The organism is Streptococcus suis, assembly GCF_046032535.1.
In the GTDB taxonomy this organism is placed as follows: Bacteria; Bacillota; Bacilli; order Lactobacillales; family Streptococcaceae; genus Streptococcus; species Streptococcus suis_AK.
Genome location: NZ_JARQPL010000007.1, coordinates 12,427 through 37,705 on the forward strand (window position 1 = coordinate 12,427; position 25,279 = coordinate 37,705).

24 protein-coding genes are annotated in these 25,279 nt (G+C 40.2%); 13 read left to right on the top strand and 11 right to left on the bottom strand.

Going from position 1 to position 25,279, the window contains the following annotated elements; all coding sequences use genetic code 11:
• Positions 1-102: 102 nt before the first annotated feature.
• Positions 103-1,110 carry an adenosine deaminase gene (gene add, locus P7J58_RS03535; RefSeq protein ID WP_408555715.1) on the top strand — a complete coding sequence of 336 codons (1,008 nt, stop codon included), beginning with the start codon at positions 103-105 and terminating at the stop codon, positions 1,108-1,110.
• A 47-nt stretch (positions 1,111-1,157) separates the two neighbouring features.
• On the opposite strand, the gene P7J58_RS03540 is transcribed toward add, so the two are convergent.
• From P7J58_RS03540 to P7J58_RS03550, 3 genes are read right to left on the bottom strand one after another with little or no spacing between them, the layout of a single operon-like run.
• Positions 1,158-1,940, bottom strand: a complete 783-nt coding sequence (locus P7J58_RS03540) for a hypothetical protein (protein WP_029186727.1) — start codon at positions 1,938-1,940, stop codon at positions 1,158-1,160.
• A 16-nt stretch (positions 1,941-1,956) separates the two neighbouring features.
• Entirely contained in the window at positions 1,957-2,664 is a 708-nt protein-coding gene (locus P7J58_RS03545; protein ID WP_014638281.1) for an ABC transporter ATP-binding protein, read from the bottom strand.
• Positions 2,657-3,031, bottom strand: a complete 375-nt coding sequence (locus P7J58_RS03550) for a GntR family transcriptional regulator (protein ID WP_024377435.1) — start codon at positions 3,029-3,031, stop codon at positions 2,657-2,659. The genes P7J58_RS03545 and P7J58_RS03550 overlap by 8 nt, the downstream gene beginning before the upstream one ends.
• Before the next feature lie 153 nt (positions 3,032-3,184).
• On the opposite strand from P7J58_RS03550, the gene P7J58_RS03555 reads away from it, so the two are divergent.
• The 4 genes from P7J58_RS03555 (at position 3,185) to P7J58_RS03570 (ending at position 11,821) form a co-directional block, all read left to right on the top strand.
• Complete coding sequence (locus tag P7J58_RS03555; RefSeq protein WP_408555716.1) at positions 3,185-6,295, top strand: DNA polymerase III subunit alpha; 3,111 nt, start codon at positions 3,185-3,187, stop codon at positions 6,293-6,295.
• 83 nt (positions 6,296-6,378) lie between these two features.
• Positions 6,379-7,389 (top strand): 6-phosphofructokinase, encoded by a 1,011-nt coding sequence (gene pfkA / locus P7J58_RS03560; RefSeq protein WP_253216934.1) that lies wholly within the window; start codon positions 6,379-6,381, stop codon positions 7,387-7,389.
• A gap of 65 nt (positions 7,390-7,454) precedes the next feature.
• Positions 7,455-8,960, top strand: coding sequence for a pyruvate kinase (gene pyk / locus P7J58_RS03565; RefSeq protein ID WP_208547410.1), 1,506 nt, complete (start codon positions 7,455-7,457; stop codon positions 8,958-8,960).
• A 134-nt stretch (positions 8,961-9,094) separates the two neighbouring features.
• The gene (locus P7J58_RS03570) at positions 9,095-11,821 is read left to right on the top strand and encodes an IdeS/Mac family cysteine endopeptidase (RefSeq protein ID WP_052506765.1); all 2,727 of its coding nucleotides are present in this window, start codon (positions 9,095-9,097) and stop codon (positions 11,819-11,821) included.
• 38 nt (positions 11,822-11,859) lie between these two features.
• Here P7J58_RS03570 and P7J58_RS03575 read toward each other — a convergent pair whose 3' ends face one another.
• Positions 11,860-12,969, bottom strand: coding sequence for an NAD(P)/FAD-dependent oxidoreductase (locus P7J58_RS03575; RefSeq protein WP_029173285.1), 1,110 nt, complete (start codon positions 12,967-12,969; stop codon positions 11,860-11,862).
• 85 nt (positions 12,970-13,054) lie between these two features.
• On the opposite strand from P7J58_RS03575, the gene P7J58_RS03580 reads away from it, so the two are divergent.
• The 6 genes from P7J58_RS03580 to P7J58_RS03605 all read left to right on the top strand — a co-directional run bounded on the left by P7J58_RS03580 (position 13,055) and on the right by P7J58_RS03605 (position 18,547).
• The gene (locus P7J58_RS03580) at positions 13,055-13,675 is read left to right on the top strand and encodes a GDSL-type esterase/lipase family protein (protein ID WP_029173286.1); all 621 of its coding nucleotides are present in this window, start codon (positions 13,055-13,057) and stop codon (positions 13,673-13,675) included.
• Between the two features lie 38 nt (positions 13,676-13,713).
• Positions 13,714-14,256: a signal peptidase I gene (gene lepB / locus P7J58_RS03585; protein WP_043024773.1), complete on the top strand. Its 543-nt coding sequence runs from the start codon at positions 13,714-13,716 to the stop codon at positions 14,254-14,256.
• Positions 14,257-14,447: 191 nt separating this feature from the next.
• Positions 14,448-16,259, top strand: a complete 1,812-nt coding sequence (gene glmS, locus P7J58_RS03590; protein ID WP_408555717.1) for a glutamine--fructose-6-phosphate transaminase (isomerizing) — start codon at positions 14,448-14,450, stop codon at positions 16,257-16,259.
• Between the two features lie 147 nt (positions 16,260-16,406).
• Positions 16,407-17,048, top strand: a complete 642-nt coding sequence (locus P7J58_RS03595) for an amino acid ABC transporter permease (protein ID WP_002940990.1) — start codon at positions 16,407-16,409, stop codon at positions 17,046-17,048.
• 9 nt (positions 17,049-17,057) lie between these two features.
• Complete coding sequence (locus P7J58_RS03600) at positions 17,058-17,690, top strand: amino acid ABC transporter ATP-binding protein (RefSeq protein ID WP_002940998.1); 633 nt, start codon at positions 17,058-17,060, stop codon at positions 17,688-17,690.
• 26 nt (positions 17,691-17,716) lie between these two features.
• Entirely contained in the window at positions 17,717-18,547 is an 831-nt protein-coding gene (locus tag P7J58_RS03605; RefSeq protein ID WP_024375821.1) for an amino acid ABC transporter substrate-binding protein, read from the top strand.
• A gap of 62 nt (positions 18,548-18,609) precedes the next feature.
• On the opposite strand, the gene P7J58_RS03610 is transcribed toward P7J58_RS03605, so the two are convergent.
• From P7J58_RS03610 to P7J58_RS03620, 3 genes are read right to left on the bottom strand one after another with little or no spacing between them, the layout of a single operon-like run.
• Entirely contained in the window at positions 18,610-19,803 is a 1,194-nt protein-coding gene (locus tag P7J58_RS03610) for a cation diffusion facilitator family transporter (RefSeq protein ID WP_408555718.1), read from the bottom strand.
• Between the two features lie 56 nt (positions 19,804-19,859).
• The gene (locus P7J58_RS03615) at positions 19,860-20,312 is read right to left on the bottom strand and encodes a threonine/serine exporter family protein (RefSeq protein WP_408555719.1); all 453 of its coding nucleotides are present in this window, start codon (positions 20,310-20,312) and stop codon (positions 19,860-19,862) included.
• A 3-nt stretch (positions 20,313-20,315) separates the two neighbouring features.
• Positions 20,316-21,074: a threonine/serine exporter family protein gene (locus tag P7J58_RS03620; RefSeq protein WP_044767935.1), complete on the bottom strand. Its 759-nt coding sequence runs from the start codon at positions 21,072-21,074 to the stop codon at positions 20,316-20,318.
• Between the two features lie 161 nt (positions 21,075-21,235).
• Here P7J58_RS03620 and P7J58_RS03625 point away from each other — a divergent pair, with 161 nt between their 5' ends.
• Both P7J58_RS03625 and P7J58_RS03630 read left to right on the top strand, forming a co-directional pair.
• Positions 21,236-21,661: a MarR family winged helix-turn-helix transcriptional regulator gene (locus P7J58_RS03625; RefSeq protein WP_002937706.1), complete on the top strand. Its 426-nt coding sequence runs from the start codon at positions 21,236-21,238 to the stop codon at positions 21,659-21,661.
• Between the two features lie 19 nt (positions 21,662-21,680).
• On the top strand, positions 21,681-22,040 hold the full coding sequence (locus P7J58_RS03630; protein WP_408555720.1) for a DUF1304 domain-containing protein: 360 nt from the start codon (positions 21,681-21,683) through the stop codon (positions 22,038-22,040).
• Positions 22,041-22,076: 36 nt separating this feature from the next.
• Here the strand turns inward: P7J58_RS03630 and P7J58_RS03635 are convergent, their stop codons facing one another.
• Genes P7J58_RS03635 through P7J58_RS03650 form a run of 4 tightly spaced genes read right to left on the bottom strand, consistent with a single transcriptional unit; the run spans position 22,077 to position 24,934 of the window.
• Positions 22,077-22,931, bottom strand: a complete 855-nt coding sequence (locus P7J58_RS03635) for a DUF4097 family beta strand repeat-containing protein (protein ID WP_408555721.1) — start codon at positions 22,929-22,931, stop codon at positions 22,077-22,079.
• Positions 22,918-23,496 (bottom strand): DUF1700 domain-containing protein, encoded by a 579-nt coding sequence (locus P7J58_RS03640; protein WP_029176599.1) that lies wholly within the window; start codon positions 23,494-23,496, stop codon positions 22,918-22,920. Before P7J58_RS03640 ends, P7J58_RS03635 begins: the two co-directional genes overlap by 14 nt.
• A gap of 11 nt (positions 23,497-23,507) precedes the next feature.
• Positions 23,508-24,620 (bottom strand): DUF4097 family beta strand repeat-containing protein, encoded by a 1,113-nt coding sequence (locus tag P7J58_RS03645; protein ID WP_408555722.1) that lies wholly within the window; start codon positions 24,618-24,620, stop codon positions 23,508-23,510.
• Complete coding sequence (locus P7J58_RS03650) at positions 24,617-24,934, bottom strand: PadR family transcriptional regulator (RefSeq protein ID WP_105109178.1); 318 nt, start codon at positions 24,932-24,934, stop codon at positions 24,617-24,619. Before P7J58_RS03650 ends, P7J58_RS03645 begins: the two co-directional genes overlap by 4 nt.
• Between the last annotated feature and the right edge of the window lie 345 nt (positions 24,935-25,279).

A 25,279-nucleotide genomic window follows, 5' to 3' on the forward strand; every position in this document is an offset into this window, starting at 1 on the left:
TATCTAATAAGAATAATGTTCATTTTTTGCGAAAATTATCTTGTAATTTATCAAAAATGTGATATGATAGTTAACAATATACTTACGAAAGAGGAAGTGTTGATGTTGAATGTACAAGAATTAGCCAAGACAGAATTGCATTGCCATTTGGATGGTTCCTTATCTTTATCGGCAATCCGACAACTTGCCCAACTGGCAGAAATTTCCATTCCAGACAAGGATGAGGAACTCAGAAAATTGGTCAGTATAGAGGGCAAGGTTGATAGTTTGATGACCTATTTGAAAACCTTTGATTTTGTTCGACCTCTTTTACAGACAGCTCCAGCCTTGGAACTGGCCGCTTATGACCTGATAGAACAGGCTGCAAAGGATGGACTTCTTTATATCGAAATCCGTTTTGCACCAGAATTATCGACTGACAGGGGTTTGACTATCCTGGAAGCTGTGAATGCAGTCTTGCGTGGGATAGAAAAGGCTCAGAAGGAGTTTGGTATAGTTGCCAATCTCTTGGTCTGTGGCTTGAAACAAACTGATCCAAGTCAGACCAGAGAAATCTTTTCTGCTATTGCTGATTTGGCACCAAAAGGACTTGTGGGATTTGATTTCGCAGGAAATGAAGCAGACTATCCTACGGAAGAACTTCGGGATATTATTCAATTTACTCAGGCACTAGGTTATCCCATGACTTTCCATGCCGGAGAATGTGGATGTGTGACCAATGTGATTCAAGCTCTTGAACTTGGGATTAGAAGGATTGGTCATGGTACAGCACTTACTCGCAACCCTGAAGCTATCCAAGCTTTTGTCAATAGCGGAGCAACACTTGAAATGTGTCTAACATCGAATCTTCAAACTGGTGCAGCTGATTCGATTGAGTATTTTCCATATCGTGAGCTAGTTGAGGCAGGAGCAAACATCACAATCAATACAGATAATCGTACTGTTTCCAATACAAATCTAAATAAAGAATATCAGCTATTTGTAGAGTATTTTGGAACGACCAAGGAAGAATTTTATCAATTCAACAGAAATGCTATTCAAGCAAGCTTTGCCAGTGAAGAAGAAAAGGCAAACTTACTTGATGTCCTAGCCCAAAAGTATAATTTGTAAAAAGAAAGCTCTAGGCCATGTCAGAACGACCGGCAAAGAGCTTTTTCTTATTGCAAATTCAATTTCTTGGTCATGATAAAGTGTGTACCAAAATAGTAGGCAAAGGCCAGAATGATATTGATCAAGGCCAAGATAGGACTTGGGTATAACGGTAGCGCGGCATAATAAAGGTTCTCTAGATAATTGGTAAAAACGAGAGTTCCAAACACACCAACTACAATTGAAATGCCAATATAGGTCAAAATGGCAAACAGAAGACGGTGGTCTTTAAACAATTGACCGACTGAGATGGAGAAGTAGATCAGCAAGATTCCCATTGTTGACTCAATCAGCATATAGAATAGATGTGCAAATATGACAGGCCAGTCTAATGCTTGTACAACAGTATGCAATTCAGGAATCATGAATTCTTCACTTCCGAGCATGAGGACCGCTAAAATGATTCCAATAGAAAGAATAATGGTAATTCCAGCTAATATGTACCAAACCAATGATGCCAAGAGTTTGCTGAGGATAATTTGATGGCTGGAGACCGGTAAGGTCATGGTTAAATAGCCCTGACGGCCATAGACATTTTTTCTAAAACGGTTAATAACCATGAAAAAGGTGGATAAACCAAGTGCTGCAATTAAGATACCGAAGGTCATTGAGGAAGTACCGAAAAGGACCATTTCAGCACCACCAGGTTCTGTGGTTCCAGCTTGTGCCCGTAAGCTCAAAGCTTGTAACCAAAAACCGAGTATGATAGATAGTGATAATGCTCCTGCATAAATTCCTAAATACCATTTTCCAACGGATTGAAATTCGTATTTCAATAATTTTTTAAACATAGCAATTTCCTTCTAACTAAGCCTTAAAATCTTGGCGGAAGAGTTCATCAATAGATTCTCCGCTTTCAATTCGCAAGTCATCTACATTTCCATGGCGAATAACACTTCCGTAGTGTAGGAAAATAACCTCATCCAAAATTTGCTCGACATCTGAAATTAAGTGAGTAGAGATAATAACAGAGGCAGTCGGAGAGTAGTTGTTGACGATGGTTTTTAAAATGTAGTCTCGAGCGGCAGGGTCAACACCACCAATAGGCTCATCTAAAACATACAGCTGCGCTTGACGACTCATCACCAGAATGAGTTGGACTTTTTCCTTATTCCCCTTAGAGAGATGTTTCATACGACTGTTTAAATCAATGCCCAAATCTTGTAAAAGATGGAGAGCACGCTCCTTATCAAAATCAGCGTAAAAATCTTCAAAAAATGTAATTGCTTCGAGCACTTTCATATGCTCATCGAGATAAGTCGTATCTGGGAGATAAGATACAATTGCCTTGGTTTCTGGCGATGGGGTGCGGCCATTGATCAATACTTGACCGTATTCTGGTTGCAACAGACCGTTGATCAATTTAATCATGGTTGTTTTACCCGAACCATTTGGTCCCAAAAGTCCTATGATTTTTCCAGCAGTCAACTTCAAATTGACATTATTTAGGGCGACAGCTCCACCATAAGATTTTGAAACTTGTTGTAGCTCAACCAAAGTATATGCGTTATTCATAAGTGACTCCTTTCAAATAATCATCTAACTGGTGGGTTAATTCATCTTGATTGAAGCCCAAGTCCAGCATATTGGTCACAAAGTTTTCAAGTTCTTTCTGTGCCAAGTGAAGTCTGGTCTGTGAAATCAATTCCTGATTGTCTGTGACGAAACGTCCTGTTGTGCGGACTGAGTAAACAAATCCTTCCGTTTCCAAATCAGACAGGGCCCGTTGCACCGTGTTTGGATTGACGCCAGCTATTTCAGCCAAGTCACGCACGGTTGGCAATTTATCTCCCGATTTCAATTGATTGGTCACAATCTGTAATTTTATAGTATTACTGATTTGAATATATATGGGCATATTGTTGTCAAATTTCCAAGCCATTATTCTTTCCTTTCTAGGATGACACCGTGTTTATGTCTTATCTTAATAATACAACAAACTATATAAATTAGCAAGAAAAATGTTTTGAATTTTTAAAAAATATTTTTGGATAAATATTTGATATAATAGAAGAAACATGAAAAGGAGAATACCATGCTGGCACAATTAGATACAAAGACAGTTTATACCTTTATGGATAGCATGGTGACGATAGAAAATTATGTAGGCAAGGCTAAAGAGCTTGGTTACCACGCATTGGGGATAATGGATAAAAACAGTCTTTATGCAGCCTATAGTTTTATGGAATCCTGTAACAAAATGGGGCTTCAACCAATTATTGGTTGTGAACTGGACTGGAAATTACAGGGAGGGGAGCAGGACGTCACTACTCAATTGATTGCTCTGACAACCAGAGGTTATCGCAATCTATTGAAAATTTCGACTGCTAAGATGACAGGGCAAGATGATTTTGAAACTATTCGTCAATATTTAGTCGACATAGCAGTGGTTGTTCCTTATTTTTCTGGCATTGAGCACCTTGAGTTAGGTGTTAACTATTATATCGGAGTGACGGTTGATACACCAGTTCAAGACTTTAAGCAAGCAATACTCCCAATTCATACGGTTCGTTTTTTTGAAGAGGAACAATTGGAAAGTCTACAGGTTCTACATGCTATTCGAGATAATATTCCACTTAATCAAGTTGCAGATATAGATAGTCGACAAAAGCTTTTATCGGCTGATAGCTTAACCAATCTATTTTCTAATCGGTTTCCGCAAGCAGTTGATAATTTACGTGACTTGGTTGCAGGGATTTCTTATCAATTAAATACAGATTTAAAATTGCCGCGTTTTAATCGTGATAGACCTGCAGTGGAAGAATTATACGAGCGCTCCTATCAAGGATTAGAAGAGAAGGGCTTGACTAATTCACTGTATAAGGAACGCTTGGAAAAGGAATTATCCATTATTCATCAAATGGGATTTGATGATTATTTCTTGATTGTATGGGACCTACTTCGTTTTGGACGTAGCCAAGGGTACTACATGGGAATGGGGCGCGGTTCAGCTGTTGGAAGCCTAGTTGCCTACGCCTTAAATATCACAGGTATCGACCCAGTTAAGCATAATCTTCTCTTTGAACGCTTTCTCAATGCTGAACGTTATTCAATGCCCGATATTGATATTGATATTCCAGATATTCATCGAGCAGATTTTATTCGTTATGTACGAGATCGTTATGGTTCAACCCATGCTGCTCAAATTGTAACCTACTCGACATTTGGAGCTAAGCAGGCCATTCGTGATGTATTTAAGCGTTTCGGAACACCTGAATATGAGTTAAGTAATATAACCAAGAAAATTTCATTTAGAGATAGTCTTACTTCTGCCTATCAGCGAAATGCCGCTTTTCGTCAGATTATCAATAGTAAGATAGAGTACCAAAAAGCTTTTGCGATTGCTCAACAAATTGAAGGGCAACCCCGACAGACTTCTATCCATGCAGCAGGGATAGTGATGAGTGATGAGGAGTTGACAGATACCATCCCTCTTAAGATAGGGGATGACATGCTGGTAACCCAATATGATGCACATGCTGTTGAGGCGAATGGTCTGTTGAAGATGGATTTCCTTGGCTTACGAAATCTGACCTTTGTGCAAAAAATGGCAGAAGGAGTACGTGAACGTTATCAGCAGGAAATTGATATTGCCAAGATAGATTTAGAAGACAAGAAAACCTTGGAACTTTTTGCTGCTGGTCGGACTAAGGGAATTTTTCAATTTGAACAGCCTGGTGCGATTAGCCTGCTTCGAAGGGTCAAACCTGGTCGATTTGAAGATATAGTTGCGACAACGAGTTTGAATAGACCGGGGGCTAGTGATTATTCGGATAACTTTGTAAAACGCAAGCATGGACAAGAGGCAGTTGATTTGTTGGACCCAACCATTGCTCCTATTTTACAACCGACCTATGGTATCATGCTTTATCAGGAACAGGTCATGCAGATTGCACAGGTCTATGCAGGCTTTACGCTTGGAAAGGCGGATTTACTCCGCAGGGCGATGTCTAAAAAGAATGCCCAAGAAATGCAGGCAATGGAAACGGAATTTTTACAGGGAGCACTGAAAAACGGACATGCTGAAGAGAATGCAAGGGAAATATTTGGTATGATGGCTAAGTTCGCTGGTTATGGTTTTAACCGTAGCCACGCCTATGCTTATTCAGCTTTAGCCTTTCAAATGGCCTATTTCAAGAGTCACTATACGGATGTCTTTTTTGATGTCATGCTCAATCATTCTAGCAGTGCTTATATTGAAGATGCGATGCAGTTTGACTTTGAGGTGGCTCGACTCACGATTAACAATATTCCTTATCACGATAAGTTTGATAAAAGTAAGGTTTACCTAGGATTAAAAACACTAAAAGGTTTGCCTAAAGATTTAGCTCTATGGATATTGGAACATCGTCCCTATAAGTCTGTAGAAGATTTTATTTTGCGCTTGCCAGATAATTTCAAGAAAAAAGATTTACTGATCCCTCTTATTCAGATTGGTTTATTTGATGATTTTGACGCCAATCGTAAAAAGATTATTGAAAATCTAGACAATCTCTTTGTCTTTGCAGAGGCGATCGGTACATTTTTTGCAGAGGAGAGTTATAGTTGGACAGATGTAGAAGATTACAGCGATAGCGAAAAATTTATGCTAGAGCAAGAATTGCTAGGTGTTGGTATTAGTCCGCATCCTTTAGTCACTATTTGTCGAGAGTCTAAGCGTAGTTTTACAGATTTGGCTGATTTAGCGGTTGGCAATCGAGCAACCGTTCTTGTGCAGATTCAAGCTATTCGATTGATTCGTACCAAAAAGACTGGGGAGCCGATGGCATTTCTACGAGTGACAGATACCAAGAGGACGGTTGACGTGACTCTTTTTCCAGAATCTTATCGACAATACGCTTCTATTTTGGAAGAAGGGGGAATGGGCTACATCACTGGTAGAGTGCAAGAGCGCGATGGACAGTTGCAATTAGTTCTAGAAAAATTAGAGCCTGTCAGTTTGGAGAAATTTTGGATTCTTTTGGAAAATCGAGAACACGATTATGCCGTTGCTCGTATTTTGGATAAATATAGAGGAAGCATTCCAGTAGTACTTCATTATCAAGATAGTAATCAGACAATTCAGGCTGAGCATCACATGGTTATGAAAACGCCTCAATTAGAAGAAGAGTTAAGTGAATTTGTTATGAAAACGATTTTTCGATAAAAAATAGCAAAAAGTCAAGCAAGTTTAGGTTAAGTATGTTATAATAGGGCAGTTAAAATGAAAAGTTAAAGGAGCATTAACGAATGAAACGTATTGCTGTTTTGACCAGTGGTGGTGATGCCCCTGGTATGAACGCTGCTATTCGTGCAGTTGTTCGCCAAGCAATTTCAGAAGGAATGGAAGTTTATGGAATCAATGAAGGTTACGCAGGTATGGTTGCGGGTGATATCCATGAATTGTCTGCGCGTTCTGTAGGTGATGTTATTTCACGTGGAGGAACATTCCTTGGTTCAGCTCGTTATCCAGAATTTGCCAAATTAGAAGGGCAACTTAAAGGGATTGAGCAATTGAAAAAACATGGTATCGAAGGTGTAGTTGTTATCGGTGGTGATGGTTCTTACCACGGAGCAATGCGCTTGACGGAGCATGGTTTCCCAGCTATTGGTGTACCTGGTACAATTGATAATGACATCGTGGGTACAGATTTTACAATCGGTTTTGATACAGCTGTAACAACTGCTATGGATGCGATTGATAAAATCCGCGACACTTCATCAAGTCACCGTCGTACTTTCGTTGTTGAAGTAATGGGACGTCATGCGGGAGACATCGCTCTTTGGGCTGGTATTGCTTCTGGTGCAGATGTTATCGTTGTTCCAGAAGAAGACTTCAATATCAACGATGTTGTTGACCGTATTAAAGCGGGCTACGACAATGGTAAGAAACATAGCATCATTGTTTTGGCTGAAGGTGTTATGCCAGCTGCACAGTTTGCTGAAGAATTGAAAGCAGCAGGCGATACAAGTGATCTTCGTGTGACAGAACTTGGTCATATCCAACGTGGTGGTTCTCCAACAGCGCGTGATCGTGTACTCGCTTCTCGTATGGGTGCTCATGCCGTTAAATTGCTTAAAGAAGGCCGTGGAGGTCTTGCAGTAGGTATCCGTAACGAGCAAATGGTTGAAAATCCAATTCTTGGAACTGCAGAAGAAGGTGCATTGTTCAGCTTGACTGCTGACGGTAAGATTGTGGTTAATAATCCGCATAAAGCAGATTTGGAATTGGCTGATTTGAACCGTAATTTGTCAATCTAGGCATCGTTGTTTTAAAGTGTTAATTAGGGTCATAAGACCATTGAAATAAAAGGAGTTTTGTTAAGATGAACAAACGTGTTAAAATTGTTGCAACCCTTGGTCCAGCGGTAGAAATCCGCGGTGGTAAAAAATTCGGTGACGATGGTTACTGGGGTGAAAAATTGGATGTTGAGGCATCAGCACAGAAAATCGCTGCTTTGATTACAGAAGGCGCTAATGTTTTCCGTTTCAACTTCTCACACGGTGACCACCAAGAGCAAGGTGACCGTATGGCAACAGTTCGTCGTGCAGAAGAAATCGCTGGCAAAAAAGTAGGTTTCTTGTTGGATACAAAAGGTCCAGAAATCCGTACAGAATTGTTTGAAGATGATGCAAAAGAATATGCATATACAACTGGTGACAAATTGCGTGTTGCTACAAAACAAGGTATCAAATCTACCAAAGAAGTGATTGCCTTGAACGTAGCAGGTGGTTTGGATATTTTTGACGATGTTGAAGTTGGTAAGCAAGTCCTTGTTGACGATGGTAAACTTGGTTTGACAGTTGTTGAAAAAGATGCAGTAAACCGTGAATTTGTTGTTTTGGTTGAAAACGACGGTGTAATTGCTAAACAAAAAGGTGTAAACATTCCTTACACAAAAATTCCTTTCCCAGCTCTTGCAGAGCGTGATAACGCAGATATCCGCTTCGGTCTTGAGCAAGGTTTGAACTTCATTGCCATCTCATTTGTACGTACTGCAAAAGACGTAGAAGTTGTTCGTAACATCTGTAAAGAAACTGGTAACGATCACGTTCAATTATTTGCGAAAATCGAAAACCAACAAGGTATCGACAACATCGATGAAATCATCGAAGCAGCAGATGGTATCATGATTGCTCGTGGTGACATGGGTATCGAAGTACCATTTGAAATGGTTCCAGTTTACCAAAAAATGATTATCACTAAAGTGAATGCAGCTGGTAAAGCAGTTATCACAGCAACAAACATGTTGGAAACAATGACTGAAAAACCACGTGCAACTCGTTCAGAAGTATCAGACGTATTCAACGCAGTTATCGACGGTACTGACGCAACAATGCTTTCAGGTGAGTCTGCAAACGGTAAATATCCAGTTGAATCAGTTCGTACAATGGCAACTATTGCTAAAAACGCACAGACTCTTCTTAATGAATATGGTCGTTTGAACTCTGATCACTTTAACCGTGCATCTAAAACAGAAGTTATTGCATCTGCAGTAAAAGACGCTTGTCACTCAATGAACATCAAGTTGGTTGTAACAGTTACTGAAACTGGTTATTCAGCTCGTTCAATCTCTAAATACCGTCCAGATGCTGACATCTTGGCAGTAACATTTACTGAGAAAGTACAAAAATCATTGATGCTTAACTGGGGTGTTATCCCAGTTGTAACAAAACGTCCAGATTCAACTGACGATATGTTTGATTTGGCTGAACGTATTGCCAAAGAGCAAGGTCTTGTTGAAGCAGGAGATGATATTATTATCGTTGCTGGTGTGCCTGTAGGTGTTGCAGGTTCAACAAACACTATGCGTGTTCGTACTGTGAAATAATGTATAAAGAAAAAGTCTATTCTATCAAGCTCCTTAGCTTGAATGATAGGCTTCTTTGAATATATGGTATGATTTTGCAAAATTCAAATTGTATTGATATAATATAAGGTGACTAAGTTGAAAGAGATGGACATATGGACATTCACATTCGTTTTTCGTTGAGAAAACTAGCAGTTGGTTTAGTTCCAGTGACTTTCCTATTTCTAGCCAATCAGTCTGTTCTATCTGCCCAAGCAGAAACGATTTCTAGTCTAGAAGAAGAAACTTCCCTGTTGGAAGGAGACTTGGTACCACAATCGCTTGAAATCATAAATGTAGAAGAACAAGGGGAAAAGAATAATAGCGAGTTTACAGGTCTAAATATATTAGTAGAAAGTGACAACCTAGCTCAAGGGAGTGAGAATGAAGTAGGCCCTTCTGAGCTGAAAAATGAGTTACTTGAAGTGAAAATTGATAACCTTTTCGAGTCTACAAGTATTGAGATCCATGCAGATATGGAAGAGAAGGTCATTCCTGAGCACGAAGATAGTAGCCTCCCTTCTAATCTACCAGTAGCAGTCCAGAAAGATGTGGTTGAACAGCCTATTAGTCTTTATACTAGCGAAGATGGTCAGTACAGAGAAATTATTTGGGCACAAGGTATAACGCCTCCTAGCATGGGGCAAGGTGGTGATTTTAAAAAAGAAGTAACGGGAGAATTTATTGAGTATACCATGCCCTATGAAGCCGGAAATGGTTACTATGATGCCAACAAGAGTTTGGATGCTTCTATAGAGGACTTGAACCTGTGTTTTGCGGCAGTTTCTTCCAACATGTTGCACTGGTGGTTGGAACAAAATAAGGAGTATGTAGAACGGTATATTAGTGAGAAATATGGAGCTGATCTAGGGCAGCAGGACTATTCTTTGACTGATATAAGACGTTACACAGATTCTTTTGAAAATCAGCAAAATAGCCGAATTTTTAACCTTTTCAAGGCATATTACGGTCGTCGTCTAAATGGATTTGTATCAGATGCCCTGGTGGATCTATTTATCAATGGCTATCCCCCAAAGAGTCAAGGAGGGGTCAATTTAGAAAATCCTGATTTGGTGCCTGATAAACGCGGTGGCTTTTTTCATGAAGTATTTAAGGAGAAAATGCTGACGGATCGGATGTTCAGCGGAGATTATCTCTATTTTGGAAATTTGGTTCGCAATAATTTAGAAAATCAAGGTTTACTTGGCTTGACCTATCGAACTTTTGGAACGACTACTCATATTGTGACGGTCTGGGGGGCTGAGTATGATGAGAAGGGATTGATCCGAGCAGTATATATTACGGATTCGGACGATCAGCATCATCCAATTGGCTTGAAACGGATGGGAATCACACGGGATTCCTCTGGCAAACCTCGTTTAAATAATAATGTCGTGAAAAATTCGTTTGGTTCTCATCTGGACTATGTTCATACCATCAATCTTGGTCGGAAGCATTGGGAAACTTATTTTAATGGATTGGAAGATGAAAAACAGACTGCCAGACAGAAACTTTCAGAAGCTAAATTTGGCTTACTTCACGCAATCCATGCTCAAGAGGAGTTTTCTGATAAGGAAGAAAGGTCTTATCTTGCCCTAATTGAAGAAAAATATTTTGAAGGTTTGAAGCAAATCAATCAAGCTATGGCAAAGCAGGAACTATCAGAAATCTTGCAATCCGCTCTGCAAAGTTTACGGATTCCCATGAAATCTGTTGGGCAAGCTCTAGCTTACGATAGACCGTTTGGAAATCTTATTGTTCATGGAAACTCAGTTCGACATGATTTGCCCTTAGGTCATCTATCTATTCATGGTGATTCAGTTAGATATGATTTGCCCTTAGGTCATCTATCTATTCATGGTGACTCAGTTAAATATGACTTGCCTTTAGGACACCTATCTCTTCATGGAAGCTCCGTCACGCATGAGTTGCCCGTCGGTCATGTTTCCCTTCATGGAAGCTCCGTCACGCATGAGCAGCCAGTTGGTCACTTGTCCCTTCACGGTTCTTCGGTCAGCCATGAATTACCAGTAGGTCATTTGTCCCTTCATGGTTCTTCTGTTAGCCATGAATTGCCAGTTGGTCACCTGTCTCTTCATGGAAGCTCCGTCACGCAAGAGGTTCCCGTTGGTCACCTGTCTCTTCATGGAAGTTCTGTCACGCAAGAGGTTCCCGTTGGTCACTTGTTCCTTCATGGAAGTTCTGTCACGCAAGAGGTTCCCGTTGGTCACTTGTTCCTTCATGGTTCTTCAGTCAGCCATGAATTACCAGTTGGTCACTTGTCTCTTCATGGTTCTTCTGTCACGCATGAATTGCCTGTGGGAGCTTTGTCAAGTTCTGAGGATTTGGTGGCCGACAAGTTAGAACATGTGACTGCTGAAAAAACGGAAATAGAGCAGGCTGGAAGAGGAATCTTTAACCAGATTATTTCCTTGTCTAATGAGTATTCAGGAAAAATTTCAATTAGACCTACACTAAATATGCGTGAGAATGGATATAAAAATACCAACATTTCTAGCGAACTAATCGTGGAGCAAGAGACAGTTGGTCAGGCTAATAGTACAGGTTTACCAAGGGCATTCAATCAGTCATCAGAACCGGATTTTCAGTTTGAAAAGGATTCGGAGAAGGAACAAGTCACCCCTTCCACAAGTATCAGTTCAAACAATCAAAATCTGGGCAAAGGGAGTGAAAAAGCAGTAGCTAAGGGGGATGAGGCGGATAGTCAAGAAAAAGAAACGGCTGACCAAACTCCCTATTTAATAGCCTTTTCTCTGCTAGGTATTGGGGCAGTAGGTTATTGGTTACTTTTTCACAAGATGATTAAAGTTGATAAGTCATAGAAAAAAGGCTACTCAGAGCGAGTGGCCTTTCAGCTATATTATTGTTTTTTAATGTAGTTAGTAGGAGAATAGGCAGAGCGGTCGAAGCTGGTTTCCTTCCCTAAGATTTCTTGGGCGATTTGCCAGCCGATAAATGGACCGTTTGTCAAACCAGAGGAACCTAGACCGCTAGCAACCCAAACATTCTTCATGTCTTCGATATTGCCATAAAATGGTGCATAGTTTGAAGTGTAGGCACGGGTTCCGATCCGTGTTCTGGCAACGGAATAGTTGGCTAGGTCTGGCATAAACTCGGCTGCCTTAACTTGCATAGCTTGAATTTTTTCCGGGTCAAGTGTCAGGTCATACCCCATATCATCCTCGTGTGTAGCTCCGACGATGATTTTACCTTTTTCGAAAGGCAATATGTCAATTTGCCCATAGGGCATGCAGACTGGCCAGTTGTTGGTGTCGTGTTTGGTGTCTAATTCTAACAATTGTCCTTTCTGTGGTCGGACATCCACCCGATAACCAAGTGGTTCTAGGATATGTGGTAGCCAGGCTCCAGTAGCCAGGATGATGTGGTCGGCTGTCAGCTCTTGTCCATCTAGTTCGACAGTGTGAGCGTCTAGCAATTTTGCCTGTCCTTGTAGAAGCGCTCCGCCATTTTTCAAAACTTCTTCCTGCAAAATGTCAATCAAACGCCCACCATCGATACGGCCGCCTCCTTCTAAATGAATGCCGTAAAAGTCAGGTTTGAGCGGTGGGAGATAATCGCTGATTTCTTCGCCTTGCAAGCTTGTAATTTGACCAATGGTGGGAGTATCTACACGGCGGTCTTCCGCAATCTTTTGGATTTTTTCTAGCAATTCTGGCTTGCTCTTCAGGCCGATAGTTCCAGTTTGCTTGAAAGGGATGTCCTTGGCTCCAGCAGACTCTAAATCTGCGACCAATTTGCGATAGAAGACTGCGCCTTCGGAAGTCAGTTTATACCAATCTTTATTTTTCTTTTGGGCCATCCAAGGGCAGATAATCCCGGCAGCTGCACGAGTAGCAGTGCCGACACCATGGTCAATGAGGGTTAAGTTGACAGTTTCATCTTGGGAGAGGTAGAAAGCGGCAGTTGAGCCGACAATCCCTCCGCCTATAATTATCACGTTTTTTTTCATATGTTCATTATATCACAAATTCAGAAGTATATTTATTTTTTTCAAGATGGTACAATAGATAAATAAGAAAAACAGAGGAGTTCACGTGTCAGATATTATGTATCCAGAGGTCCTAACCGTTGGAAGTGGGGCCATAAAAGTTGCAACAGTTGGCGATAGCCTGACTTACGGTTACGGACTGGAGAACCGTGAAAAAGATGCCTATCCCTGTATTTTAGCAGAGAAGCTGGGGCATCTTTATCAGGTGTCCAATTTCGGTTTGAGTGGACGTTCGCTTCAGTCAACGTCGGATTATCCCTATTTCAATGAGAAAAATGCCCAGTTGTCCCTTGAGAGCGAAGCGGACATTGTCATTATCATGATTGGTAGCAATGACAGCCGTGGTCCATACTGGAATAAGGAGCGATTTATTAGCGAATATAGGGAAATGGCAGAGCGGTACTTGAGTTTACCTAGTCAACCAGATCTATACTTGGTTATTCCACCTTTCGTGCCAACCAGCCGTTTTGGACTGAATAATCAGATTATCGAGGATGAATTACAAGACATTATTGCAGCAATTGGTCAGGAATTGGATGTGCCAGTCATCAATCTTTATCTCTTAACCAAGGGGCATTTGGAATATTATAGCGATGGCTTGCACTTGACACCTCTTGGAAATCAAGTGATAGCTGAGGAAATATACCATCATCTTATCAATGGATAGCCTGAGTTTATGGTATAATAGTATTGATTGGAGAGATTATGGTAAAGAGAGATTTAGTAAAGCAGATCAGTTTGGTCATTCTGTTGATTTTAGGATTGATTGGTTTGAGAGTATGGTTCTTTGAACCAGTAACCATCACATCCCAGATGGCAAATGACTATATCAAAGAAGGTGACTTTATTGTTACCGTTCGCAATGCCAAACTGACACATGGTGATTTCATACTTTATAAACATGATGGAAAAGAGTATGTCAGTCGAGTCATTGCAGTTACTGATGAAACTGTAACCTATATGGATGATGTCTTGTATAGAGATAATGTGATTGTAACAGAATCCTATCTAAAAGCACCGCATACACAAGAAAGTTACACGGAAGATTTTACAATTGCTACCTTAACAAACGGACAATTCGAGTCCGTTCCTAAGGATTTCATTTTAGTTTTGAATGATAATAGGACAAATCATCAGGACAGTCGTAGTTTTGGATTGATTGCAGAAAAAGATGTTATTGGGAGACTAACATTCCGCTTAAGTCCCTTAAGAGAATTTGGATTTATAAAAACAGGGCTGGTTCAGTAGAATCAGCTTTTATTAATTGTTGAACTGTTTGGATTTGAAATCTATAAATCTGACTATACCAATTAAAATGTTGACAAGTACAAAAACTTGTTATATACTGATTTTACTGATTTTTAATATAAAAATTAGACTATACCAATTTAAGATAAATTTAAGAAAGTTCAATTCGTTCGAATTGAAGGTGATAGAATATGTGTGGAATTGTTGGTGTTGTAGGTAATACAAACGCAACTGATATTTTGATTCAAGGTCTTGAAAAGTTAGAATACCGTGGTTATGATTCAGCAGGTATTTTCGTAACGGGTGGGGAGCAGGCTCACTTGGTAAAAGCAGTAGGTCGCATTGCAGAGTTGTCTGCTAAGGTAGGCGATAAGACTGAGGGAACAACAGGAATCGGTCATACTCGCTGGGCAACTCATGGTAAACCAACTGAGGACAATGCCCACCCACATACCTCACAAACAGGTCGTTTTGTACTTGTTCACAACGGTGTGATTGAAAACTACCTCGAAATGAAAAACGACTACTTGGCTGGTCATGATTTCAAGGGTCAGACAGATACAGAAATCGCTGTTCATTTGATTGGTCAATTTGCTGAGGAAGGTCTGTCTACTTTGGAATCCTTCAAAAAAGCACTTCATATCATCCAAGGTTCATACGCCTTTGCTTTGATTGATGCTAATGATGCAGATACTATTTACGTTGCCAAAAACAAGTCTCCACTTTTGATTGGATTGGGTGATGGCTATAACATGGTCTGCTCAGATGCCATGGCTATGATTCGTGAGACAAGTGAATACATGGAAATTCACGATAAGGAATTGGTTATCGTGAAAAAAGATAGTGTTGAAGTCATGGACTATGATGGCAATGCGATTGAGCGTGGTAGCTATACAGCTGAGCTTGATTTGTCAGATATTGGTAAGGGAACTTATCCATACTACATGCTCAAGGAAATTGATGAGCAGCCAACTGTTATGCGTAAATTGATTAGCGCCTATACAAATGAAGCTGGTCAGGTAACAGTTGACGCGGATATTATTAAGGCAGTACAAGAAGCTGACCGTATCTATATCTTGGCTGCTGGAACTTCCTATCACGCAGGATTTGCCTCAAAAGACTTCTTGGAAAAATTGACAGATACACCAGTAGAGTTGGGAATTTCATCTGAGTGGGGCTACAATATGCCGCTTTTGAGCAAAAAGCCACTCTTTGTCATGATTAGCCAGTCAGGTGAAACTGCTGATAGCCGTCAGGTATTGGTTAAAGCTAATGAAATGGGCATTCCAAGTTTGACTGTAACCAACGTTCCTGGTTCGACCCTGTCACGTGAGGCAACTTACACCATGTTGCTCCATGCAGGACCAGAAATTGCGGTAGCTTCTACCAAAGCCTATACTGCACAGATTGCGACTTTGGCAATTTTGGCTAAGGCTGTCGGTGATGCCAATGGCAATGCCTACGCGAAAGAATTTGACTTGGTGCATGAATTGTCCATCGTTGCTCAATCTATCGAGGCCAGCTTGTCAGAAAAAGATGTGATTGCTGAAAAAGTTGAAAAACTCTTATCAACCACTCGCAACGCATTCTATATCGGTCGTGGTAGCGACTACTACGTTTCTATGGAAGCCAGCTTGAAATTGAAAGAAATTTCATACATCCAATGTGAAGGCTTTGCGGCAGGTGAATTGAAACACGGTACCATTTCATTGATCGAAGACGGTGTTCCTGTTTTGGCCTTGATTTCAAATCATCCACACCTTGCAAGCCATACTCGCGGAAATATTCAGGAAGTTGTGGCGCGTGGTGCCAATGTCTTGACAATTGTAGATGAAGCAGTAGCTAAGGAAGAAGATGACATCACTGTTACAACTGTTCATCCATTCTTGTCAGCGATTGCTATGGTGGTTCCGACACAGTTGATCGCTTACTATGCGACATTGCAACGCGGTTTGGATGTTGATAAACCACGTAACTTGGCGAAATCTGTAACAGTTGAATAAATATGAACGGATTTGGGTAGCCAAATCCGTTTTTTCAGAAAAATATTCGGAAATTACATTAAATTTTATAAAAATTCTGAAAAATCCTTTGAAATAGATAAAGTTTTCTGATATACTATTACCTAATCACTCTTTTAGGAGAATTCTATGGATTATGTTTTGGAAGTTCTGCCCAGTCTACTAAATGGTGCTGCAGTCTCCCTGCAAGTATTTTTTCTAGTATTGATATTATCCTTGCCATTAGGAGCTGTTTTCGCTTTTTTAATGCAGATTAAATTTAAACCCTTACAATGGTTATTGCATTTCTATGTATTAATTATGCGAGGAACCCCCTTGCTTTTACAATTAATTTTTGTTTATTATGTCTTACCAAGTGTGGGTATTACATTTGACCGAATGCCTGCTGTAATTCTGGCCTTTACGCTCAACTATGCGGCCTATTTCTCTGAAATTTTCCGTGGTGGTATTGAAGCTATCCCAAAAGGTCAGTACGAAGCTGCTAAGGTATTGAAATTTACCCCTGTTCAGACCATTCGCTACATAGTCTTACCACAGGTTGTGAAAATTGTTCTGCCAAGTGTTTTCAATGAAGTCATGACTTTGGTAAAGGATACTTCTTTGGTCTATGCACTTGGGGTTAGCGATTTGTTGTTGGCTAGTCGTACTGCGGCCAATCGTGATGCCAGCTTGGCACCTATGTTTATCGCAGGTGCAATCTACCTATTGATGATCGGTGCGGTAACACTGATTTCTAAACAAGTAGAAAAGAAATTTGATTATTATAGATAGGAGGAAGTCATGTTAGAGTTACGCAATTTGTCAAAACGCTTTGAAGATAAACAGATTTTCTCCAACTATGATTTGGTCATTCCAGAAGGGAAAATTGTTGCCATCGTTGGTCAATCTGGCGGTGGTAAGACAACTCTTTTACGGATGTTGGCTGGTTTAGAGACTATTGATTCAGGAACTTTGATGTATAATGGTCAAGAACTGCCATTAGAGGAGTTGGGAAAACGACATTTGCTGGGCTTTGTCTTCCAGGACTTCCAGCTTTTCCCGCACCTATCCGTATTGGAAAACTTGGTTCTCTCTCCTATGAAAACGCAAAATATGTCGCGTTCAGAGGCGGAAGACAAGGCCCTTAAACTCTTGGATACTCTTGGACTTGCTAACCACGCAAATGCCTACCCATTTTCATTATCGGGTGGACAGAAACAACGTGTGGCCTTGGCGCGTGCGATGATGATTGATCCTGAGATTATCGGCTATGATGAACCAACTTCGGCCCTAGACCCTGAATTAAGAAAAGAAGTTGAGAAACTGATTCTTGAAAATAGGGCTACTGGAATCACGCAAATTGTGGTCACCCATGATATGCAGTTTGCTGAGAATATCGCAGATGAAATCATCAAAATTGAACCGAAACACTAAGAAATGGAACAAATATGATGATGAATATTAAAAAAATGATGCTTGGAGCTCTTGCTCTTGTAACTTCTTTAACTCTTGCTGCTTGTGGCTCCAATGATTCGGCTACTAAGTCTGATAATTGGACAGCCTACGAGTCTGAAAAATCCGTTACGATTGGCTTTGATAAGACCTTTGTCCCAATGGGATTTGAACAGACAGATGGTTCTTACACAGGTTTTGATATTGACTTGGCTAATGCAGTCTTTGAAAAATATGGAATTACTGTAAAATGGCAACCAATTGACTGGGATTTGAAAGAAACTGAATTGAATAACGGGAATATTGATTTAATTTGGAATGGTTATTCTATTACAGATGAGCGTAAGGAAAAAGTTCTTTTCACAAATCCCTACATGGATAACCAACAAGTTCTTGTAACCAAAAAATCTTCCAATATTAGCCAAGTATCTGATATGAAGGATAAGATTTTAGGTGCACAAGCAGGTTCATCTGGCTATTCAGTATTTGAATCACAACCAGCTATTTTGAAAGATATTGTTCAAAATAACGATGCAAGTCAGTATGCGACCTTCAATGAAGCCTTGATTGACTTGAAAAACGATCGTATTGATGGCCTTTTGATTGACCGTGTGTATGCAAATTATTACTTGCAACAAGAGGGAATTATCTCAGATTACAACATCATTGATGCAGGTTTTGAAAATGAAGCCTTCGCAGTCGGTGCTCGTAAATCAGATACGACACTCGTAGAAAACATTAATAAGGCGTTTGCTGAATTATATAAAGAAGGTAAATTCCAAGAAATCTCCCAAAAATGGTTTGGTGAGGATGTTGCAACCGATGCAGTAAAAAACTAATAATGTAAGAAAAAGAGCCATGTGCTCTTTTTATATATCCAAACGAAAAGCCAGTCATTCGACTAGGTTTGTTTCTTTGAAATCTGGTGGAAAATAACCGTCCAATTTTCATGACGGCGCCAAAGTGACGTATGAACATAATCACCAATTTCAAACGTAACTAATTTTGATTTTTGGCTAATGGAGGTCATTTGGTAATTGGATAAATACCTGGTCTGGATGGGGTGGTCGGCAAGCATCTGAGTTTTATTTCGATAGCGGCCTTTGGCATCAATTAAGAGATACTGGTCGTCAATCAATTCTTCATACCCATTAGTATGTGCTTGTATCTCTGTTTCAAAACGGAAGAGTTTGTCATACACATGCTCATACATCTCATCGTGTGGAATTTCAGATGGTTCTACGTGAATATCCACATCAAAAACTCCATGTTTGAGTGTTAGGAGTTGCTCAACCTGCTCAGTCACTTCATGACTTTCATAAACGGATAAGTCTGGATTCATTTCTAAAACAACATCAAGGTAGATGTTGGCTCCATAAGTCCGACCACGTTGTGATTTGACAGAAACGATTTTTGGGAGTTTGAGAATATCTTCCTCGTACTTTTTCAATAAGTTTTCATCAAATCCATCAGATAGAGTAAAGAAGCTTTCCATAAAAATATCGTAGGCAGTTTTTAGGATAAAGAAGGTAATGATGATGGCTGCAATTTTATCGACAATAGGGAAGTTGAAGGCCGCAGCAAAGATCGCGATAGAAGTTCCTATGGAAGTGACTGCATCGGATAGATTATCCTTGGCAGCTGCTTCTAAGGCCTTGGAACGTACTTTTTTTGCCAAGCGTTTATTATATAAATAAACAGCTAACATAACTAGTGCAGAAAAAATTCCGACAATGGCCCCCATAATGTCTACTTCGATAGAAGAATTGCTGATTAGTTTTTGGAGGGTATCATAGAGTACTTGGAAACCAACGACAAACATGATGAAGGATGTAATCAAGCTTGCTAAATCTTCCATTTTCCAGTGTCCAAATTTATGATCGGTATCAGCTGGTTTCTGTGCCATTTTTAGTCCAACAAGTACAGCGATATTACCGATAATATCAGAAATATTATTGAAGGCATCTGCTCGTAAGGCATCCGAATGGAAGAGCTGTCCTGCAACGAGTTTGATACCTGATAGGATAATATAGGCACCGATAGATAGCAAGGCACCACGTTCAGCAAGTTTTAAATTGGTTACGTTTTGGTTCATAGCATCTCCTTTGATAAGTTTTCATTTTAACAAAAAGGCCCCTTATTTTCAAGGGGCTAGGCTGCTTTTTTGCCTGTTCGAAGAATCTTATAAAGGCGTAATAATATTGTTCCGCTGGCCATACCGATGGGAATGACTAAGGCTAAAGTTAAGACGGTAGTGATATTGGTTAGGGCTTGAGCGTGGTCCCCAGAAACGAAATAAGTCGTGGTCATGTAGGCTCGATAGCCTGGAACAAGTGGTGCAAGTATAGCCAATGAAAAGATGACGGAGGGTGTTTTTAACCAAATACTCATGATTTGACTGACACAGGATCCGATAATTGCCGCGAAAAAGGTAGCAATCAAGACATTTGTTGGTTCCAATAGTAAAAGATAAATAAGCCAAACAAGCATGCCTAGGAGTCCACCAGGGACCAGCATTTTTCTTTGAACATTGAGAACAATTAAGAAGGCTGCGATAGCGATATAAGAGGCGAGTGCCTGTAATAAGAAGTGAACTGGTGTCATAGATTACCTCACAAGCATAAAGGCCACAGTTGTACCTGCACCGAGCGATAAGATAATAAGCGCAGTTTGGAAAAATTTGGTCATCCCTGTATTGATATGATTGGTCATGAGGTCTCTTACGGCATTTGTAAAAGCAATCCCTGGTACAAAAGGCATGACTGCCCCTGCATTAATCAGGTTAGGATTAATGGGGAGAGTAGTGGATGCGCTTAATAAATAAGAGGTGAGTGAGAAGACAAAGGCGCCAACGAAGGTGGTAACAAAATCAATTCCAATATAGCGCTCGACAATTAGTGAGATAGGGAAAGCCAAAGCCGTTGCGAGGACAGCGCCTGCTGCATCTAAAAGAGAACCTCCGAACATGATGGTAAAAAATGGTGCGGCTACTACGGCAGCTAAGGTTATTTGGATATTGTTATAGGGTGGCTTTTGTTGTTTGATTGCATTTAATTGGCTCCATGCTTCTTCTAGGCTGATTTCTTCATTGGCTAGGGAACGGGAGATTTGGTTGACGTCACAAACTTTCTGCATATCGTAATTTGAATTGACAATGCGTTTCATACGCGAAATATTCGTATGGTCGATGGAGAAAAAGATAGCAGCAGGGATGGCAAGGACATTGGCCTGTTCAATTCCTTGTGAATGTGCAATCCGAATCATGGTATCTTCAACTCGGTGAATTTCTGCACCGCTTTGTGCCAAAATGGCACCAGCGAGCATGAGCACGTCTATGACCAAGTTTAGTCTAGGAGTGTTTTCCATAAGTAAGTCCCATCCCTCTGCTAGTTATTTTCTTAATTATAACAAAATATAGGTGTAGGCAACATATTTTTTTAATAGATAGGCAAAATAGTTGAAAATTGTTCGGATTGTAGTATAATTGACTCATCAACGATTGATTAATCAATCAAAAGAGGTAGATAATGCAAGAAATGGAAGATTTGTTATACAGATTGAAAGTGGCAGATGAGACGATTTCCAATCTTTTTGAAAAGCAGTTGGGAATCAGTTTGACACGCTATTCAATATTGCAAACATTACTAAAAGATGCACCCCTGCATCAGTTGGCTTTGCAGGAGCGGCTTCAGATAGACCGCGCAGCGGTTACGCGTCATCTCAAATTGTTGGAAGAGAGCGGCTATATCATTCGCAAGCGAAATCCTGACAATCAGAGAGAAGTACTTGTCTGGCCAACTGAGCAGGCTAGAGAAGCGCTAATCACGAATCCTTCTGCCCACCACCAAGCTATCAAAACTTCGATGAATCAGATTCTAACTGTTGAGGAGAGCGAGCAATTCCTAGCCACTCTTGATAAACTATTGATTGGCTTGCAAAATCTACCTATATAATTTTTTGAGAGGAGACATTATGTCTATTTTTACCACTATTCTAGCTAGTATCGTAGCTATTGAGCACCTATATATCATGTATTTGGAAACCTTTGCGACCCATTCAGACTCTACTAGTCGCGTATTCAATATGGAGAAGGAAGAATTACAATGTAAGTCTGTGACAACCCTATTTAAAAACCAGGGAATCTATAATGGTTTGTTGGCCGTCTTCCTTATCTATGGAATTTTCACAGGCAACCTTGAAGTGACAACTATTTTTGTCTTGTTTGTTATTGGAGCAGCAGGCTACGGAGCAGCGACTTCTAGTCCAAAAATCATCTTAACCCAAGGTGGACCAGCTATCTTGGCATTAATTTCTATTTTGTTGTTTAAATAGGTTAAAAAGCCTTCCGTTGAGGAGGGCTTTTTGCAATTACTGAATATTCAGTTCTCCATCTAGTGTAGAGATGTTGAGGTAATTAGTGGCTTGGGGATTGGAATAGGTTGGAAGGTCAATTCTCAGATTATTTTGACTGGCATCTATATGGATGTCAGTTTTTGTTTTGGAATGAAGAGAAATGTCGATTGAACCACCGTAATTACTGATACTATATCTTCCTTCTAGTTTTAGGTTTTCAGCTTTAAAATCCCCATCCTCAATCGTTAAGCTACTGCCAACAGTATCGGAAATGTCTTTCGGACTTATTAATGTGGAATGATTGATTGCTACTTCTCCATTGAGGTGTGACAAATGAGCAAAGCTGAGTTGACTGTTTTCAATCAACATATCCCCATCTTCTGCAGTGAGTTCAAGATTTTGAATAGTTACTTTATCCAGATAAAGGTCTCCTTGAAGGTTGCCTGAGAGTGTTTCGATTGTGCTATTTTTAGGGACCTGTAAGACAGGTTGGTAGTAGGCAACATTCTGGTCATTGACAAGATTTAAGATAGGTTCGAGTAAACCATCATAAGTAACGATGCCTTGATAGGCACTAGAAATGGTTAATTTTCCATCTTGGACTTGGTGACTGAGGAGGTCGATGTCTTTATGCTGATTTCGATAGTAGTGGAGGTGGAATTGGTTGTCAGGCGAGGGCATAATGGACAGTTTTTCATTAACTTCTATAGAACGAATATCCGTAAAGCTTGCCGTTTGGGGCTGAAAATAGTTTTCTGCAACAGTTTTCATATTTGTCCAACCACCAGCAAGGTAGCCGATGAGGCTGAGAATGGTCCCCATGGTTAACAGGCTCAGACTGATTTTCGTAAATGGTTTAAGCTGTTTCATAATAGCCTCCTTTGCGAATCTTTCTTTGTATCCAATGTAAAACAAGCAAGAAGGTTTTGCTTCCAAGGTCTAGAGTGAATTTACTACCCAATAGAGTGAGGGCCAAGCAGATGAGGGCCAGGCCTGTGAAGAGCAGGGAGGTAGACCATGATAGTGTGAAGAGGTCAAAGGCGAGGAGTAGCTGGGCTATCGCCAGGCTGAGGAGGACGATCCAGAGTGAGATAAGGAGCAGAAAGAGGCTAAAGATGATTAGGAGAAGGGTGATGAAGAGGGCGACCAAGGTGATTGCTAGGGGGATGCCGATTGGTGCGGCAAGGATAGAGAGGATGGTCAGCCAGACCATATTGCGGGTATTTGGCTTATCCTCAATCTTCTCTTTATCATAGAGATTGGCTAGAATTTCACGGGCTGCATCTTTTGGACTGCCTAGCTCTTGAATAGCTTGCTCGTCGTTTTCCTTTTCGTCAAAATATTCATTGAAATAGTCTATGGTATCCTGAAAATCTTCTTTTGGTAGGTTTTTGAGATATTTTTCGAGTTTCTGTAAATATTCCTTGCGATTCATAGGAACCTCCTTTATCCAACAGTAAGCTGGCAATCTTGACAATGAATAACCAACTGAGCAGGGCTATTTTCTTGCTTGTAGCTGAGATGAGTGATGTCACCCTCTTTCATCATTGTAAACGCCTTATCCTTTGGAAGTTTAAGGCTAGAATCTTCCTCCCATATGTCCAAACTGATGTCCGTACTTGGTTTATAGGTTAAGACAGAATCTTCAGCCTGACAACTGAGCTTGCCGTTCAAGTCACATTCTTTGAGATTCCAGATGCAGTCTTCTAAGCGTATGTTTGCATTTGCTAGGTTAAGGCTTGTCAGAGTGATAACAGCATCGCTGGCTTCCAATTTTAACTCGCTCAGCTGTCCATCTGAGATAGTTAGTGTAGAGTCTTCTAACCGTAGAGCAGAGCTTGGACAGCTCACTTTCGTCATGCTGATACTGCTATCTTCTGCATTGATGACTAGCTGTTCGCTCGCCTGCACATCCGCCATCGTCAGACTACTATCTGTCGTTTTCAGATTGAGATTGGTAAGGGGCAGGAGTTTTTTAGGGATTTTGAGAATAGCAGAGCTGGTTTGCTGGTTGGAAAAGTAGAGGTGGTCTGGGAGTGGCTTGCTAGATAGGTACAAACTATCTTGGACTAGCTGATAGTCAAAAGCCTGATAGGACATTTCTTCAGAAAATGGATTGTGCAATACTACCTTGTCACCTTCATAGCTTTGCACGCTAAGTGCCTGGTCTTCGAGAATAATCTGTAGATTTGAAAAATCAGGTAATTCTTCAATCTTCGTCTGCAATTCAATCCTTTCCCTAGCTTTATAGGCTGAATGTTTGAAATTGTTGAAAAAATTCTCCCAGTCAAATTGAAAGTCAAAATCAAAGTTGAAATCAAATGGTTTAGCTGATTGTGAAGTTCCTTGGTCTTTCTCGGTGATTAGGGCATCTTCAGGTAGATTGGCAATGATTTCTTTTGCAGCTTCATCAGGTGTTCCTAGCTCTATAATAGCTTCCTCGTCATTATCCTTTTCGTCAAAATATTCATTGAAGTAGTCCAGAGCTTCCTGTCTGGCACTTGGATGAAGTTGAGATAGTGCTTGTTCTAGTTGGTTCAGATAATCTGTGCGTGTCATTTTCGTAGGCTCCCTTCTATGATTCCGTCAATATGGTCTTTGTAGGTATTCCATTCACCCTGCAGGAAGGGAATATGCTCACGTCCAGCAGGTGTGATGGTATAGTATTTCCGCTTTCTCCCTTGAAATTCTTGGGTATAGGTGGTAACGTAGCCAGCCTTTTCCAATTTTTTCAAGATAGGGTAGAGCGTGGATTCCTTTATGTCAGCAACTATCTTGATGGTCTGACTGATTTCATAGCCATAGGAATCTTGTTTTTCCACAATTGCTAAGACCAGAAATTCTATCAAGATAGAGGATACGGGGTAATACATGAACTCACCTCTTTATCTTTATAGCCATCCAGTTTATCTTTTACTACTTCGTTAACTTGCTTTGCCGTACGCTAGTACAGCCTACAGCTAGTTGCCTCGTATTAAAAGTAAACTGAAAGTCTATATATAATTATTTTATATATAAATTATATACCTATTATTTACTAAAATCAAGTGATTATATAAATTTTTTATATATTTTTTTAAAAAAGTAAAAAGCAACCCTTCTGTGAGTAGAGGAGTTGCCTGGTTTGAATTGATTAGTAAGCTATCATAATAGCATAAAAAAACTATCTTTGTGAACATCCTTTTCAATAAAATTATTGAAAATTAAACATATCCAAT

What these genes read in the sequence shown, in the direction of transcription:
- P7J58_RS03555 (WP_408555716.1), top strand. Translation starts at nt 3,185, where the DNA reads ATGCTGGCACAATTAGATACAAAGACAGTTTATACCTTTATGGATAGC.
- pfkA (WP_253216934.1), top strand. Translation starts at nt 6,379, where the DNA reads ATGAAACGTATTGCTGTTTTGACCAGTGGTGGTGATGCCCCTGGTATG.
- P7J58_RS03615 (WP_408555719.1), bottom strand. Translation starts at nt 20,312, where the DNA reads ATGACACCAGTTCACTTCTTATTACAGGCACTCGCCTCTTATATCGCT.
- P7J58_RS03620 (WP_044767935.1), bottom strand. Translation starts at nt 21,074, where the DNA reads ATGGAAAACACTCCTAGACTAAACTTGGTCATAGACGTGCTCATGCTC.
- P7J58_RS03650 (WP_105109178.1), bottom strand. Translation starts at nt 24,934, where the DNA reads ATGTATTACCCCGTATCCTCTATCTTGATAGAATTTCTGGTCTTAGCA.
- P7J58_RS03600 (WP_002940998.1), top strand. Translation starts at nt 17,058, where the DNA reads ATGTTAGAGTTACGCAATTTGTCAAAACGCTTTGAAGATAAACAGATT.
- P7J58_RS03570 (WP_052506765.1), top strand. Translation starts at nt 9,095, where the DNA reads ATGGACATTCACATTCGTTTTTCGTTGAGAAAACTAGCAGTTGGTTTA.
- P7J58_RS03550 (WP_024377435.1), bottom strand. Translation starts at nt 3,031, where the DNA reads ATGGCTTGGAAATTTGACAACAATATGCCCATATATATTCAAATCAGT.
- add (WP_408555715.1), top strand. Translation starts at nt 103, where the DNA reads ATGTTGAATGTACAAGAATTAGCCAAGACAGAATTGCATTGCCATTTG.
- P7J58_RS03575 (WP_029173285.1), bottom strand. Translation starts at nt 12,969, where the DNA reads ATGAAAAAAAACGTGATAATTATAGGCGGAGGGATTGTCGGCTCAACT.
- P7J58_RS03595 (WP_002940990.1), top strand. Translation starts at nt 16,407, where the DNA reads ATGGATTATGTTTTGGAAGTTCTGCCCAGTCTACTAAATGGTGCTGCA.
- P7J58_RS03545 (WP_014638281.1), bottom strand. Translation starts at nt 2,664, where the DNA reads ATGAATAACGCATATACTTTGGTTGAGCTACAACAAGTTTCAAAATCT.
- P7J58_RS03640 (WP_029176599.1), bottom strand. Translation starts at nt 23,496, where the DNA reads ATGAATCGCAAGGAATATTTACAGAAACTCGAAAAATATCTCAAAAAC.
- lepB (WP_043024773.1), top strand. Translation starts at nt 13,714, where the DNA reads ATGGTAAAGAGAGATTTAGTAAAGCAGATCAGTTTGGTCATTCTGTTG.
- P7J58_RS03630 (WP_408555720.1), top strand. Translation starts at nt 21,681, where the DNA reads ATGTCTATTTTTACCACTATTCTAGCTAGTATCGTAGCTATTGAGCAC.
- glmS (WP_408555717.1), top strand. Translation starts at nt 14,448, where the DNA reads ATGTGTGGAATTGTTGGTGTTGTAGGTAATACAAACGCAACTGATATT.
- P7J58_RS03635 (WP_408555721.1), bottom strand. Translation starts at nt 22,931, where the DNA reads ATGAAACAGCTTAAACCATTTACGAAAATCAGTCTGAGCCTGTTAACC.
- P7J58_RS03625 (WP_002937706.1), top strand. Translation starts at nt 21,236, where the DNA reads ATGCAAGAAATGGAAGATTTGTTATACAGATTGAAAGTGGCAGATGAG.
- pyk (WP_208547410.1), top strand. Translation starts at nt 7,455, where the DNA reads ATGAACAAACGTGTTAAAATTGTTGCAACCCTTGGTCCAGCGGTAGAA.
- P7J58_RS03645 (WP_408555722.1), bottom strand. Translation starts at nt 24,620, where the DNA reads ATGACACGCACAGATTATCTGAACCAACTAGAACAAGCACTATCTCAA.
- P7J58_RS03540 (WP_029186727.1), bottom strand. Translation starts at nt 1,940, where the DNA reads ATGTTTAAAAAATTATTGAAATACGAATTTCAATCCGTTGGAAAATGG.
- P7J58_RS03610 (WP_408555718.1), bottom strand. Translation starts at nt 19,803, where the DNA reads ATGAACCAAAACGTAACCAATTTAAAACTTGCTGAACGTGGTGCCTTG.